This is a genomic window from Amycolatopsis sp. H20-H5, assembly GCF_035828755.1.
In the GTDB taxonomy this organism is placed as follows: Bacteria; Actinomycetota; Actinomycetes; order Mycobacteriales; family Pseudonocardiaceae; genus Amycolatopsis.
Genome location: NZ_JAYMZS010000007.1, coordinates 1 through 12592, shown reverse-complemented (window position 1 = coordinate 12592; position 12592 = coordinate 1). Strand labels below are relative to the sequence as shown.

Below are 12592 nucleotides of genomic sequence, written 5' to 3'. Positions count from 1 at the left end.
GTGCAACGGTAGGAGATCAGCGCGTCATTCGCAGATCGGCCGGTCCGCGCCGAGCCCGTTCTCCTGTGCCAGGATCGCCGCCTGCACCCGCGAGCGCAGATCCAGCTTCGTGAGCACACGCGAGACGTGCGTCTTGACCGTCGTCTCGCCGATACGCAGCCGGGTGGCGATCTGCGCGTTGGACAGGCCCTCGCCGAGGCAGCCGAGCACGTCGTTCTCCCGGTCGGTCAGCTCGTCGAGCCCGCCGGGCCTGGTCACCGGCTTGCGCGAGTTCTCGGCGAACGCGGTGATCAGCTTGCGCGTGACCTGCGGCGCCAGCACGCCTTCACCGGCGGCGACCAGCTTCACCGCCTCGATCAGCCGGGGCGCCTCGACCGATTTCAGCAGGAACCCGGCGGCGCCGGCGCGCAACGCCGCGTGCACGTATTCGTCGAGGTCGAAGGTGGTGAGCACGAGGACCTCGCACAGGCCCGCCGCGGTCAGCTCCCGGGTGGCGGCGATGCCGTCGGTGCCCGGCATCCGGACGTCCATCAGCACGACGTCGGGGCGCAGCGCCCTCGCCTGCCGGACCGCAGTGGCGCCGTCCGCCGCCTCCCCGACGACCTCGATGCCCTCGGCGTTGCCCAGGATGAGCATCAGCCCGGCGCGGATCGCGCCGTGGTCGTCGGCCACGAGAACCCGTACGGTCAAGTTCCCAGTCCTTCCAGCGGTAGTTCCGCGCGGACCAGCCAGCCGGACCCGGCCGGGCCCGCCGACAGCGAGCCGCCCACCGCGCTCGCTCGTTCCCGCATGTTCAGCAAGCCGGTCCCGGTGCTCGTTCCCGCTCGCGGCAGGCGGCGGGCGAGCAGGTCGTTGCCGACCTCGACGGTGAGTATGCCGTCGCCACGCCGGATGTCGACGGTGACCCGGCTGTCCGGCGCGTGTTTCACCGCGTTGGTGAGCGCTTCCTGCGCGATCCGGTACGCGGTGAGGTCGATCGCGGCGGGCAGGGCGCCGTCGTGTTCGTCCACAGTGGAGACCACGTCCACGCGGATCCCGCTGGTGCGCGCCGATTCGACCAGTTTGGACAGTTCCGCGAGCCTGCCGGGGGAGGTGGTCTCCATCGGCGCCCCGGCCGCGCCGGGCTCCGCGCGCAGCAGCCCGATCATCGCCCGCATCTCCTCCAGCGCGCTGACGCTGTTCTCCCGCACCGATTTCAGCACCGACCGGCCCAGCGCGGGGTCGGCGTCGCTCATCGTCAGCGCGGCCTCGGACTGGATCGCGATCGCGGAGAGGTGCCCCGCGATGACGTCGTGCAGGTCCCTGGCCATCCGGGCGCGCTCGGCGGCCACGGCGGCGTTGCGGTCCAGCTCGGCGATCTTCGTCAGCTGCTCGGCGTTCGCCCGTTCCGCGTCGGCGACGTCGCGTTGCTGACGGACGTTGGTCGCCCACCACACCGGGGTGATCAGGAACGGCACCGCGCCCAGCGCGGCGACGATCGCCAGCCGCCAGTCCGGCACGAACACCGCCGCGCCCGCGACGCCGCCGACCGTGCCCACCGCCGCCAGCCCGATCATGAACTGGTGCATCCGGCGCGTGCCGTACAGCGTCGCCGCGTACAAGAAGTCGGTATACGCGATGACGATCGGCAGCGAGGGGCCGATCGCGAGGTCGACGCCGAGCAGCACGGTCCCCGCGATCAGCGCGGCCGGGATCTTGCGCCGGGCGACCTGGACGGCGCAGACGACCGTCAGCTCGATCAGGCGCGCCCACAGCGGGACCTGATGCCCGGCCGCGACCAGCTGATGCAGCTGCGCCAGGTAGAACACCAGCCCGACGAGCCAGGTGGCGGCCGCGACGATGACGTCCTGCTGCCACACGGGCAGGCCACGCAGGACGGGCAGGAGTCGCACGTGCCCATCCCAGCACATCCGGGCCCGCCACCGCGTCCTACGAAGTGATGACCATCCTCTCGTGCTCTTCGCCGACGCGCGGCGGCGAAGGGCACGAGAAGCTGCCGTCGTGGACAAATTCTTCGGTTTCATCCGTGACAATCCGATGGCGGCGGTGATCGTCGCGGGAGAGATCGCCTTCTGGGTATTCATCGTCGCGGGCCTGGTCACCCGATACCTGCTCCGGCGGCGCCGCACGAGCGTCGTGCTGCTCGCGCTGACGCCGGTGGCGGACCTGCTGGTGCTCGTCGCCACCGTGGTCGACCTGTCCCACGGGGCGACGGCCACCTCCGTGCACGGGCTCGCCGCGGTCTACCTGGGGTTCAGCCTGGTGTTCGGGCCGAGCATGGTCCGCTGGGCCGACGTCCGGTTCGCACACCGCTTCGCCAGCGGCTCCGCGCCGGTGAAACTGCCGAAGCGCAGCCGTGCGAAGCAACGTCACGAGTGGCGTGAGTGGGGCAAGTGCGTGCTCGCGGCCGTGATCGCCGCCGTGGTCCTGCTGGGGCTGATGCTGATGGTGGGCGTGCCCGCGCGCACGGACGCGCTGTGGGGCTGGTTCCCGCGGCTGGGCGGTCTCGTCGCGATTTGGTTCGCCACCGGGCCTTTCCTGCAGCTGCTGTCCACAAAGGACCCAGCAAGGGACGGGGTGAACTCGTGATGGAGCTGGTGGGGATCCTGCTGGTCATCCAGGGCGGCGGTGGGCTGATCAACCGGCTCGCGGGCAGCGGTTCGCCGAGCTGGTTCCTCCAGCTGCACCTCCTGCCGCCGCAGCTGCACGTCGCGGCCAGCGTCGTGCTGGTCGCCGCCGGCGCGGCGCTGCTGTTCCTGCACCAGATCCGCAAACAGCGCGGCGGCTCCAAGTAATTTCCGGCCGAGCCGCGCATCTGGGGGTGGCTCGGCCGGGATCACCCGCGGACGAGCCGGGGCGCGGCGAAGTCCGAGTTGTCGACGACGACGTCGGCCAGCCCGATCGGGTCGGCCTCGGCGAGGTGGATTCGCTCGGCGGGCAGGTAGCGGTCCCGGTGGATCGATTCGGCCGCCGAGCCCGCCCAGTCCTGGTCGCGGGCGGCGCCGCGGCGCACGGAGGTCTCCGCGGGCACGTCCACCCAGACTCGCAAGTCCCAGTAGCCGATGAGCTCGGGCCGCAGCGCGAAGACGCCGTCGACGATCAGCACGGCGTCCGGCTCCGCGGTCGTCACCACCGCCGAGTGATCCACCTGCGTCAGCGGGTCGATGCCGCACAGCACGCACCGGCCCGACCCCCGCGGACCAGCGGGCTCGAGCAGCAGCCGTCGCGCGGCCGGGTAGTCGAAGGCGTTGCGGTAGTAGCCCTCACCCGATTCGCGGTCGTAGAGATGCCGATCCCGCCAGGGCTTCTTGAAGTCGTCCAGGCTCGCCCGCAGCACCGGACGCCCCAGCGAACCGATCCGCTCGGCCAGCTCATGCCCGAGGCTCGTCTTGCCCGACGCCGTGAAACCGTCGATACCCACCCGCAGGCGATGGGCCCCGAGCGCGGTCACCCGCGCGGCGATCCGCGCGATCATTTCGCCCCGCGCGGCCGAGGCCGGGGCCGGGACGGGCTGCTGCCAGGTCGAGGCCGAAAAGCGCACAGGTGCCATCGATGATCACGGTACGCTGCCGACCGGTTCCACCAGGCGGTTTCCGGGCCTACACTCCCCGCATGGCCGCAGCGACCGGGTTCCCGGTCGCCAACGTGGTGCTCTACGCACTGGTGGTGGCGACGCCGACCCTGGGGTTCTGGCTCCTGCTCGCCCTGCCCCGCCTCCTCCGCTCGGCGCACCGGCGTTTCCGCCCGCCCGCCGCCCAGCCGGACCACCCTCCCATCCAGCTCCTCGCCGCCGACCTGCGCCGCGTGCACGAGCTCCTGGCACACTTCGGCACGGGCACCCCCGCCTCGCGGCGCACCGCGACCAAGCAGGCCTACGACGCCCTGCTGGCCCAGGCCTGTTCAGCGGTGGAGATCGAGCAACGCCTCGCCGAGCTGCCCGAGGGCCTCGACCGCGAGCTCGAACGCCTGCGCGTCGAGGAGTCCCTGCGCCGAGCGGGCCTCGCCGTCCCTTGACCGTCCTGCGATAAACGCAAGTCAGTCCGCGGGCCACTCGTAGGAGAGCTCGTACAGGTTGGCGGGCAGCACGATGTCGTTCATCTCAAGCGGGACGCCGTCGGCGCGGTAGGCAACACGAGTGACGGCGACAACGGGCACGCCGTCGGGCAGCTGCAGCAGCGTCATCTCATCAGGTGTCGGCATCCGCGCGCCGACGTGTTCGACGAACGAGCCGATCACGTGACCGGCCTCTTCCAGGCGTGCGTAGGCGCCGCCGGGGCCTGTGTCGACCTTTTCGATAGCGGTGTCCCGAGTGATCGAGCGGGGCAGGCGGGACACCGCGAGTTGGGCAACGAGCCCATTGGCGCGCATCACCCGGTCCCTCACAGTCACTTCGGTACCCGGGTCTACGGCCAGATAGCCAGCTGCACGCGCGTCGGCTTGCTCGAATCGAACCTTGACGTTGCTGGAGGCCGTGAAACCCTGCGCGGCGGCCTCGGCGAGGAACGCACCCTGGTTTCGTTCCCGGGCTTCACGGGAGAGGCGGGACCGCGCGAGGCGGTGGATGTTCGACGGTGGCCGGACGAACACGCCCCGGCCGTGCTCAACGTCTACGACGCCTTCCAGCCGCAGGAGGTTGACAGCTTCGCGGACAGTGGGGCGTGACACACCGTAGGTGTCGACCAGTTCCCGTTCGCTCGGAAGCCGCACTCCCGGCGCGTACTGGCCAGCGCTGATCTTCGCGCGGAGGTCAGCCGCGACCTGTCGGAACGCGGGCACCCCGCTTGTGCGATCCACCATGGCCGTCATTGTCCACACATCAACTCGTCTTGACCAGTTGCAAGTCCTATGTCACCGTTAAGTGGTCAAGACATCCTTACCAGTGACGGTGGAGTTGGGCGCGATGGGGAAACGCACGCTGGTTGAGGCCGCATCGGTGGTCACAGAGGCTGACTACACGGCGAGGTATTACCGGGCGCACGGCGCGCCGCACTACTACCGCAAGCGCGAGTTGGCCGATCGGTCCGTCAGCGAACTGACGCTCTGGTGCCAGGTCGGCAAACTCACGCCCGAGCTCCACCGGTATGAGGACGTTGACACCGCGCCGATCACGCCGGACAGCCCGTTTCAGGTCTGCCACGAGTGCCGCGCCGAGCTCGCGCTGGTGCGGACCGGGAGGATCTCGTGAGCTACCCCGACAGCTCGGCGGGCAACCCGGTGACGCATGACCGGCCGCGCCATGACGAGCGGTGTCCGTGCGGCCTGACCCCGGCCGGGGTGTGGGTCGAGCACCTGCCGGACGGGCGACGGGTACGGACGCCGTACTGCGGTGCCCCAGGTCGTCGCGAGCCGGAGACCGGCCAGCAGTGACCGCGCTGGACAGCTTGGACCGCGTCAAGGCCCCCGAGTCGCTGCGCAAGGGGCGAGTCACCCAGGCGGAGACCGAGACATGGACGGCGCGCGAGCGTTGAGTGGGGACTCAAGGTCCAGTCAGGGAGCGCTGTAGGTGTCCAGCAAAAAGGCCGCCAACCCATGGATTCACAGGTCAGCGGCCTTTTTGAGGCTAAATCTCAATCGAGGTAGTCGCGCAGCACCTGCGAACGCGACGGGTGACGCAGCTTCGACATCGTCTTCGACTCGATCTGCCGGATGCGCTCACGGGTGACCCCGTACACCTGGCCGATCTCGTCGAGCGTGCGCGGCTGGCCGTCCGTCAGGCCGAAGCGCAGCCGGACCACGCCCGCCTCACGCTCGGACAGGGTCTGCAGGACCGACTGGAGCTGGTCCTGCAGCAGCGTGAACGACACCGCGTCGACGGCGACGACAGCTTCGGAGTCTTCGATGAAGTCACCGAGCTGGGAGTCGCCCTCGTCGCCGATGGTCTGGTCGAGCGAGATCGGCTCGCGGGCGTACTGCTGGATCTCGAGGACCTTCTCCGGGGAGATGTCCATTTCCTTCGCGAGCTCTTCGGGGGTGGGCTCGCGACCGAGATCCTGCAGGAGCTCACGCTGTATACGGCCGAGCTTGTTGATGACCTCGACCATGTGCACCGGGATACGGATGGTGCGGGCCTGGTCGGCCATCGCTCGCGTGATCGCCTGACGGATCCACCAGGTGGCGTACGTGGAGAACTTGTAGCCCTTGGTGTAGTCGAACTTCTCGACCGCGCGGATCAGGCCGAGGTTGCCCTCCTGGATCAGGTCCAGGAACGCCATGCCACGCCCGGTGTAGCGCTTGGCCAGTGAGACCACGAGCCGGAGGTTCGCCTCGAGCAGGTGGTTCTTGGCCCGCTCCCCATCGCGCACGATCCACTTGAGATCGCGGCGCATCTGGGTGACGAGCTTCTCGCCCTCCTCCTCGGCGTTGCGTACCCGCTCGGCGGAGTAGAGCCCGGCCTCGATGCGCTTGGCGAGCTCCACCTCCTCCTCCGCGTTGAGCAGCGCGACCTTGCCGATCTGCTTCAGGTACGCGCGGACCGAGTCGGCCGAGGCGGTGAGCTCGGCGTCCTTGCGGGCCTGGCGGAGCGCTTCCGACTCCTCCTCGTCCCAGACGAAGTCCGGGTTGTCGGAGGACTTGGAGTTGCTCTTTTCGGCGGCCGAGGCCGCCCGCCGTCCGGCTCTGGTGGTGGGCTCGTCGGACTCTTCGTCGTCGGCTTCTTCCGGCTCCTCGGTGACCGTCGCGTCGACGACGTCCACCTCGACCTCTTCCAGGTCGGACAGATCCGGGGTCTCGAGTTCGGCTTCGTCGAGGTCTGCTGGACCGTCGGGCTCGCCGTCCTCGCCCTTGGCTCCGGCCTTCTTCGCCGGCGCCTTCTTGGCAGGGGCCTTCTTCGCGCCGGCCGCCTTGGGAGCGGTCTTGCGCGCGGCGGGCTTGTCCGCGCCGGTGGCTGCCTCGTCGGCCGGCTCGCCAGCTGCGGTCTCTGTCTTCGTCCCGCTTCGGGTTGCGGTTCTTGCGGCTGCCACTTACGCCCTTTCGCAGCGGTCGATCATGACGAGCAAAGGCACGACGGCCTCAGCTGCCTCAAATTCGGGGAACACGCCCCGGCCTGCGGTTTTGTCCTCCGCAGCCGTGGGCCGTGTTCCATTGTAACTACGTTGCGCGAGTGCGTCGCGCAGCGATCACTTTCTCGGTCCGTCGCGACACGCCGCGCGACGCGGGCGATCAGTGTTCGATGCCCTCCACCGCGGCCGCCGCGGCGCCCACGATGCCCGCGTTGTTCTGCAGCGAGGCCACGACGATCGGGGTGCGGATGTCGAGCAGCGGCACCCACTTCTCGGCCTTCTTGCTGACCCCGCCGCCGACGATGAACAGGTCCGGCCAGATCAGGTTCTCCAGCACGGTCAGGTAACGCTTCACCCGCTTCGCCCAATCGGGGTAGGACATGCCCTCGTTGTCCTTGACCGAGGCGGCGGCGCGCTTCTCCGCGTCGTGCCCGTCGACCTCGAGGTGGCCGAACTCGGGGTTGGGCACCAGCTTGCCGTCGTGGAACACCGCGGAGCCGATGCCGGTGCCGAAGGTGAGCAGCGCCGTCACGCCCTTGCGCGCGGCCGGGTCGCCGAAGCGGATCTCCGCCATGCCCGCCGCGTCGGCGTCGTTGAGCATCGCGATGTCGTCGATGCCGCGGCCGATGCGCTTGGCGAACAGCGCGTCCGCGTCGGTGCCGATCCACTTGTGGTCGATGTTCGCCGCGGTGTGCGCGACGCCCTTCTTGACCACGGCGGGCAGCGTCACGCCGACCGGGCCGTCCCAGCTGAAGTGGGCCACGATCTCGGCGACGACGTCCGCCACCGCCTCCGGGGTCGAGGGCTGGGGGGTGTCGATGCGGAGCCGGTCGCCGATGAGCTGCCCCTGCTCCAAATCGACCAGCGCGCCCTTGATCCCGCTGCCGCCTATGTCGATACCGAAACCTCGGGTCGCCGTCACTGACGTGGTCCCTTCTCGCACGATTCAGAAGCCTGCCTCGGAGACTTTAACCGGATGTGATGACATGGCGGACGTGGGCGTTGACGAGTCGTTGCTGAAGGGTGTCGCCGAGCGTGTCGCGGGCGAAGCCGCCGAGCTGGTCCGAGACGCGTGGGAGGGGATGAACAGGGGCCGCGTCGTCCGGGTGGACACCAAGTCCGCGGACACGGACGTGGTCACCGCCGTGGACCACGAGTCCGAGCAGCTGGTGCGGGCGCGCCTGGCCGAACTGAGGCCGGGCGACGCCGTCCTGGGGGAGGAGGGCGGCGGGGACGCGGGCGACGGCGTCACCTGGGTGGTCGATCCGATCGACGGAACCGTGAACTTCCTCTACGGGCTCCCGTGGTTCGCGGTCTCGGTGGCGGCGCAGGTGGACGGCGTGTCGGTCGCGGGCGCGGTGGTGGAGCCGGTCAGCGGCCGGGTCTGGACGGCGGCCCGCGGCCAGGGTGCCTGGCTGGACGGCAGGCCCTTGACGACGTCGGCGCCCGAACGGCTGGACCTGACCCTGGTGGGAACGGGCTTCGCCTACAAGGTCGACCGCCGCCTGCGGCAGGCACGGTTCGCCGCGGGACTGGTGGGCCGGGTCCGGGACATCCGCCGCAACGGCGCGGCCTCCCTGGACCTGTGCGCGGTCGGAGCGGGCTGGCTCGACGCCTATGTGGAGCACGGCCTCGGCCGCTGGGACTGGGCCGCCGGAGCCCTCGTCGCCTCCGAAGCGGGAGCGACAGTCTCCCTCCCAGGCGAAGACCCGGCCCTGGGCCCCGACGCGACCTACGCGGCCGCGTCCTCAATAGCCACCCCCCTCCGAGAAGCCCTAATAGCCTCCGGCATCGGCGACGTCTAACCCGAAACCGCACCCAACGTGCCCCTGAAGGCCACCTTCACGGCGTTTTACGCGGTGAAGGTGGCCTTCAGGGGCAGTCGCCCAGGCGACCCTCCGTCCACAAAGGACGAAACAGTCCCGCTGTAGTCCGTTTGATTCCGACTTGCCCGATTGCAGCGTGCCCTGAAGGCCACCATGAGGGACCTAAACGCCCTCATGGTGGCCTTCAGGGACAGTCACAAACCCAGCCCCGGGGGCCAGGACCACTTCACGCCGCGCGACCTGGCGGCGCGAGTTCGTAAGCGCGCTGGCCAAAAGAATCAGCAGGCGAGCTCGCGAGCCGAAGCGAGTGCGCTCTGGTCCAGAGGCGGTGCGGTGGCGCCTGCCGATTGCTCGCCTCCGCCGCCTCCGGAGTGTTGCTGGGACCAGAGGGTCAGCTGCTCGAGGATCTGGCGGGCTTCGGCCTTGGGGCGGACGTCGCCGAAGGTGGTGCCGGTGGTCAGGTCGACCGTGGCGTCCTTGCGGTTGTCTTTGATCAGTTCGGCGCAGGGGACGGCCAGGCTGAGTGTGCGGGCGGCGGACGCGCCGTTCTCGCCGAAGCGGATCTGGCCGCGGCATTTGGCTTTGCGGCCGTCGTAGGCGGGGTCGTTGGTCGGCTCGCCCATCTGGGTGAACCCGAGGTCGTGCAGCGAGGTGGTGGCGATGCCGCCCTGGCCTCGGACGTCGCTGGCGTTGAGCACCCTGGCCGCGACCTTGTCGGGCGGGATGGGTGTGCGGTCGTCGAGACCCGAATGGGGGAGCGGGGTGTAGGTGACGCCGGGCGCCGGGTTGGGGGGCGGGTCGCAGCGGACCGCGGCGTCGATGTCGGCGCGGGTCACCACCGCGTGCACCCAGACGACGATCGCGCCGAGCGCGAGCACGCCGATCACGATGAGCGCGGGCAGCGGACGGCGCTTGCGATACGGTCGCGCCTTACGGTCCCCAATGCCGTTCCCCGACGCCACCCTGCCCCGTCCCTTCCGAACGCGGATCCCGGACAGCGTCCGATCATCCGTACTGTCTATCGCCGATAACCCTATGCGGTTACACGCTTCGGGCAGTGGTGAGGGTTGCCCTCGTCGCTCAGTTCGTCGCGGCGGTGCCCGAGACGGGACCGGGGCTCTGCGGCCGCTGCACTGGGATAGCACCACGCGAGGGTCCGCGTGAGCAAGCCGACACGGCACCCCGGTGAGGCTGCCGACTCCTGGGCAACCCTTTCGGACCAAGATCGTCTGGGAACGTGATTCCCCCTGATGGGTGACGTATTTCCGGCTAGGTCTGACTCGTTGCGGGGCCGTTTTCGCGGTGAGCTACCCTCTGCGAGCTCAGGCCGTAGAAAGAGGCACAAAAGAGAGACCTCGCTCACTGCGCTTGCCGGGCACAAACAGGGGCGCTGGGACGTTGACCAGCGGCACGAAGGACTTCACGAGTTCCTGCTCGGGGGGTCCGGGCCATCTACATCGAAGCTGATCGCAGGGGTGAGGGACAATGGCGACCGATTACGACGCTCCGCGCCGCAGCGAAGCTGACGAGCTGGCCGAAGACTCGTTGGAAGAGCTGAAGGCACGGCGGAACGAAAACCAGTCCGGCGTAGTCGACGTCGACGAGGACGCGACCGCCGAGAACTTCGAGCTTCCCGGTGCTGACCTCTCCGGACTTTCCGGGGAGGACATGACCGTGAAGGTCGTGCCTAAGCAGGCCGACGAGTTCACCTGCTCTGTCTGCTTCCTGGTGCACCACCGCAGCAGGCTTGCCGAGGAAAACGGCAACCGGCTGATCTGTCGCGACTGCGCCTGAGCCTACGGGTTTCAGGGGACGAACGGGCGCGACAGCGGGGTACGGGGCGTAAAGAAGAGGGAAAGAGGGGGTCGGCCAACCAGGCCGGCCCCCTCTCCTCGTGTCAGGACCCGCCCTTTCAGGAGCCCGCGCGCAGCAGCTCGGCGACCTTCTCCGGGTTGCGGGTGCTGAACAGCCAGTACGGCGTCGGATCGTCTGGATCGGTCAGCCACACCCGGACCATCGGGCCGACCCAGCCGCGGTGCATCGCGAAGCCCGCGGGGTCGCCCTCCGGGCCCAGTGCCTTGCGCTTGGCCTCCTTGCCGATGACCTCGACCTCCCCGGCGAACCGGAGCGGGAGATGCGCGTCACCCACCCACAGCTCGGCCTCCTGGCCGTCCGGGCCGGCGCCCGTGACCCGCACGCGGGTGCGGCCAAGGGAGAGCATCAGCGCCACCACCAGCGGCAGCAGGACCACGTACGGCAGCCACGCCCGGACACCGGGATACCCCATGTCGATCTCCGCGGCCAGCAAAACACCGCCGATCACGGGAAGCGGCCAGGCCCACCAGGGGACGTAAAGCCGTTCGGAGTGTCTGACGGCGCCCTGTACGGCCGCGCTCACGCTGTTACCCACTTCCTCAGGGTAGTCTCGCCGCCCGTGTCCAGCGTTCAGGTACTGCTCTCCAGGATCGACCCCGGCGTCCCGCTGCCCGCCTACGCGCGGCCCGGCGACGCGGGCGCCGACCTCGTCACCACCTCGGATATCGTCCTCGGTCCCGGCGAACGGGCATTGGTCGGCACCGGGATCGCCATCGCGCTCCCACCGGGATACGCGGGGTTCGTCCACCCGCGGTCCGGGCTGGCCGCCAAGACCGGGCTGTCCGTGGTCAACACCCCCGGCACGATCGACGCGGGCTACCGCGGTGAGATCCGCGTCTGCCTGATCAACCATGATCTGCGTGAGCCGGTCGTGCTGGCGCGCGGCGACCGGATCGCGCAGCTGGTCGTCCAGCGGGTCGAACACGCCGAGTTCGTCGAGGTGAGCGAGCTCGACGCGACCGAACGCGGCGAAAGTGGATACGGCTCGACAGGTGGACACGCCACACTGGGAGCACGAGCCGGTACTGGGGAAGGAACGGAGAAGTAGTGGGGATTTTCGGACGCAAGCGGCGGGCCGCGGACGATCGGCCCGGCGGACGGCATGCCGCGCCCGAGGTCGACGACGCTGACGACCACGACGACTACGACGACGAGGAGACGGGGCTTTCGGCGACGCCGGACGGCCCGTTCGACATCGCCGACGCCACCGACGACGGCATACCCCGGATCGACCTCGGCTCGGTCAAGGTGCCGGTCCCGGACGGTTCGCAGGTCCAGGTCGAGATGGACCCCGCCAACGGCGGGGTGCGCGCGGTCCACGTCGTGACCGAGCAGGGCCAGATCACGGTGAGCGGCTACGCGGCACCGCGCTCCGGCGGCCTTTGGAAGGACGTCGGCGCCGAACTGGGCGACCAGCTGCGCGCCGACGGCGCCAAGGTGAGCATCGGCATGGGGGAGTGGGGCCTCGAGCTCTCCGCCATCGTCGGCGACGTCGCGCTGCGGTTCGTCGGCGTCGACGGCCCCCGCTGGATGCTGCGCGGGGTCATCGCCGGGCCGCAGTCGCAGGCCTCGCAGGCACCCGCCGTGCTGCGGGAGATCGTGCGGCACACCATCGTCGACCGCGGCGACGCGCCAATGCCGGTCCGCACCCCGCTCACGATCACGCTGCCGGAGGCCGTCGCGCAGCACATTGCCGAGCAGCAGGCTTGACGGTCCCTGAAGGCCACCATGACGGCGTTTTACGCCGTCATGGTGGCCTTCAGGGGCTTTTTGGTTTAGTCCTGAGGTGCGGCTAGAAGCCTGTGTTTTTTGGCCAGCGCGCTCACAAACTCGCGCCGCCAGGTCGCCCCTGGCCATGTACGAAAGTGCGGCTTTGTCTTTAAGGGGGGCGAC

General features: G+C 69.6%; 17 protein-coding genes. 9 read left to right on the top strand and 8 right to left on the bottom strand.

What is annotated here, in order from left to right:
• Nucleotides 1-24 precede the first annotated feature (24 nt).
• Entirely contained in the window at nt 25-690 is a 666-nt protein-coding gene (locus tag QMK34_RS05325) for a response regulator transcription factor (protein WP_326412167.1), read from the bottom strand.
• On the bottom strand, nt 687-1910 hold the full coding sequence (locus tag QMK34_RS05320) for a sensor histidine kinase (RefSeq protein ID WP_326412165.1): 1224 nt from the start codon (nt 1908-1910) through the stop codon (nt 687-689). The genes QMK34_RS05325 and QMK34_RS05320 overlap by 4 nt, the downstream gene beginning before the upstream one ends.
• Nucleotides 1911-2001: 91 nt before the next feature.
• On the opposite strand from QMK34_RS05320, the gene QMK34_RS05315 reads away from it, so the two are divergent.
• Nucleotides 2002-2589 carry a hypothetical protein gene (locus QMK34_RS05315; RefSeq protein ID WP_326412163.1) on the top strand — a complete coding sequence of 196 codons (588 nt, stop codon included), beginning with the start codon at nt 2002-2004 and terminating at the stop codon, nt 2587-2589.
• Entirely contained in the window at nt 2589-2795 is a 207-nt protein-coding gene (locus QMK34_RS05310) for a hypothetical protein (protein WP_326412418.1), read from the top strand. Before QMK34_RS05315 ends, QMK34_RS05310 begins: the two co-directional genes overlap by 1 nt.
• A 41-nt stretch (nt 2796-2836) precedes the next feature.
• Here the strand turns inward: QMK34_RS05310 and QMK34_RS05305 are convergent, their stop codons facing one another.
• Nucleotides 2837-3550: a uridine kinase gene (locus QMK34_RS05305; RefSeq protein WP_326412160.1), complete on the bottom strand. Its 714-nt coding sequence runs from the start codon at nt 3548-3550 to the stop codon at nt 2837-2839.
• Nucleotides 3551-3612: 62 nt separating this feature from the next.
• Here QMK34_RS05305 and QMK34_RS05300 point away from each other — a divergent pair, with 62 nt between their 5' ends.
• On the top strand, nt 3613-4014 hold the full coding sequence (locus tag QMK34_RS05300; RefSeq protein WP_326412158.1) for a hypothetical protein: 402 nt from the start codon (nt 3613-3615) through the stop codon (nt 4012-4014).
• 21 nt (nt 4015-4035) lie between these two features.
• Here QMK34_RS05300 and QMK34_RS05295 read toward each other — a convergent pair whose 3' ends face one another.
• The gene (locus QMK34_RS05295) at nt 4036-4797 is read right to left on the bottom strand and encodes a GntR family transcriptional regulator (RefSeq protein ID WP_326412155.1); all 762 of its coding nucleotides are present in this window, start codon (nt 4795-4797) and stop codon (nt 4036-4038) included.
• Nucleotides 4798-4933: 136 nt separating this feature from the next.
• Between QMK34_RS05295 and QMK34_RS05290 the strand changes: the two genes are divergently transcribed.
• Together QMK34_RS05290 and QMK34_RS05285 are read left to right on the top strand one after the other, a co-directional pair.
• The gene (locus QMK34_RS05290; protein ID WP_326412153.1) at nt 4934-5185 is read left to right on the top strand and encodes a hypothetical protein; all 252 of its coding nucleotides are present in this window, start codon (nt 4934-4936) and stop codon (nt 5183-5185) included.
• On the top strand, nt 5182-5367 hold the full coding sequence (locus QMK34_RS05285; protein WP_326412150.1) for a hypothetical protein: 186 nt from the start codon (nt 5182-5184) through the stop codon (nt 5365-5367). The genes QMK34_RS05290 and QMK34_RS05285 overlap by 4 nt, the downstream gene beginning before the upstream one ends.
• Before the next feature lie 200 nt (nt 5368-5567).
• Here QMK34_RS05285 and QMK34_RS05280 read toward each other — a convergent pair whose 3' ends face one another.
• Both QMK34_RS05280 and ppgK read right to left on the bottom strand, forming a co-directional pair.
• Nucleotides 5568-6959, bottom strand: coding sequence for an RNA polymerase sigma factor (locus QMK34_RS05280; protein ID WP_326412148.1), 1392 nt, complete (start codon nt 6957-6959; stop codon nt 5568-5570).
• 199 nt (nt 6960-7158) lie between these two features.
• Nucleotides 7159-7920, bottom strand: a complete 762-nt coding sequence (ppgK, locus tag QMK34_RS05275; protein WP_326412146.1) for a polyphosphate--glucose phosphotransferase — start codon at nt 7918-7920, stop codon at nt 7159-7161.
• A gap of 64 nt (nt 7921-7984) precedes the next feature.
• Here ppgK and QMK34_RS05270 point away from each other — a divergent pair, with 64 nt between their 5' ends.
• Nucleotides 7985-8803, top strand: a complete 819-nt coding sequence (locus QMK34_RS05270) for an inositol monophosphatase family protein (protein ID WP_326412143.1) — start codon at nt 7985-7987, stop codon at nt 8801-8803.
• 299 nt (nt 8804-9102) lie between these two features.
• Here QMK34_RS05270 and cei read toward each other — a convergent pair whose 3' ends face one another.
• Nucleotides 9103-9786 carry an envelope integrity protein Cei gene (gene cei / locus QMK34_RS05265; protein WP_326412141.1) on the bottom strand — a complete coding sequence of 228 codons (684 nt, stop codon included), beginning with the start codon at nt 9784-9786 and terminating at the stop codon, nt 9103-9105.
• A 523-nt stretch (nt 9787-10309) separates the two neighbouring features.
• Between cei and QMK34_RS05260 the strand changes: the two genes are divergently transcribed.
• Nucleotides 10310-10618, top strand: coding sequence for a DUF4193 domain-containing protein (locus tag QMK34_RS05260; RefSeq protein WP_326412139.1), 309 nt, complete (start codon nt 10310-10312; stop codon nt 10616-10618).
• Between the two features lie 118 nt (nt 10619-10736).
• On the opposite strand, the gene QMK34_RS05255 is transcribed toward QMK34_RS05260, so the two are convergent.
• Nucleotides 10737-11234 carry a DUF3093 domain-containing protein gene (locus QMK34_RS05255; protein WP_326412136.1) on the bottom strand — a complete coding sequence of 166 codons (498 nt, stop codon included), beginning with the start codon at nt 11232-11234 and terminating at the stop codon, nt 10737-10739.
• Nucleotides 11235-11258: 24 nt separating this feature from the next.
• Here QMK34_RS05255 and dut point away from each other — a divergent pair, with 24 nt between their 5' ends.
• Together dut and QMK34_RS05245 are read left to right on the top strand one after the other, a co-directional pair.
• Complete coding sequence (gene dut / locus QMK34_RS05250) at nt 11259-11747, top strand: dUTP diphosphatase (RefSeq protein WP_326412134.1); 489 nt, start codon at nt 11259-11261, stop codon at nt 11745-11747.
• Nucleotides 11747-12409: a DUF3710 domain-containing protein gene (locus QMK34_RS05245; RefSeq protein WP_326412131.1), complete on the top strand. Its 663-nt coding sequence runs from the start codon at nt 11747-11749 to the stop codon at nt 12407-12409. The genes dut and QMK34_RS05245 overlap by 1 nt, the downstream gene beginning before the upstream one ends.
• The last annotated feature ends 183 nt before the right edge of the window (nt 12410-12592 follow it).

Excerpts from the sequence above, each read along its gene's own strand:
- QMK34_RS05295 (WP_326412155.1), bottom strand. The coding sequence starts at position 4,797 with ATGGTGGATCGCACAAGCGGGGTGCCCGCGTTCCGACAGGTCGCGGCT.
- QMK34_RS05270 (WP_326412143.1), top strand. The coding sequence starts at position 7,985 with ATGGCGGACGTGGGCGTTGACGAGTCGTTGCTGAAGGGTGTCGCCGAG.
- QMK34_RS05305 (WP_326412160.1), bottom strand. The coding sequence starts at position 3,550 with ATGGCACCTGTGCGCTTTTCGGCCTCGACCTGGCAGCAGCCCGTCCCG.
- QMK34_RS05260 (WP_326412139.1), top strand. The coding sequence starts at position 10,310 with ATGGCGACCGATTACGACGCTCCGCGCCGCAGCGAAGCTGACGAGCTG.
- QMK34_RS05320 (WP_326412165.1), bottom strand. The coding sequence starts at position 1,910 with ATGTGCTGGGATGGGCACGTGCGACTCCTGCCCGTCCTGCGTGGCCTG.
- QMK34_RS05310 (WP_326412418.1), top strand. The coding sequence starts at position 2,589 with ATGGAGCTGGTGGGGATCCTGCTGGTCATCCAGGGCGGCGGTGGGCTG.
- QMK34_RS05300 (WP_326412158.1), top strand. The coding sequence starts at position 3,613 with ATGGCCGCAGCGACCGGGTTCCCGGTCGCCAACGTGGTGCTCTACGCA.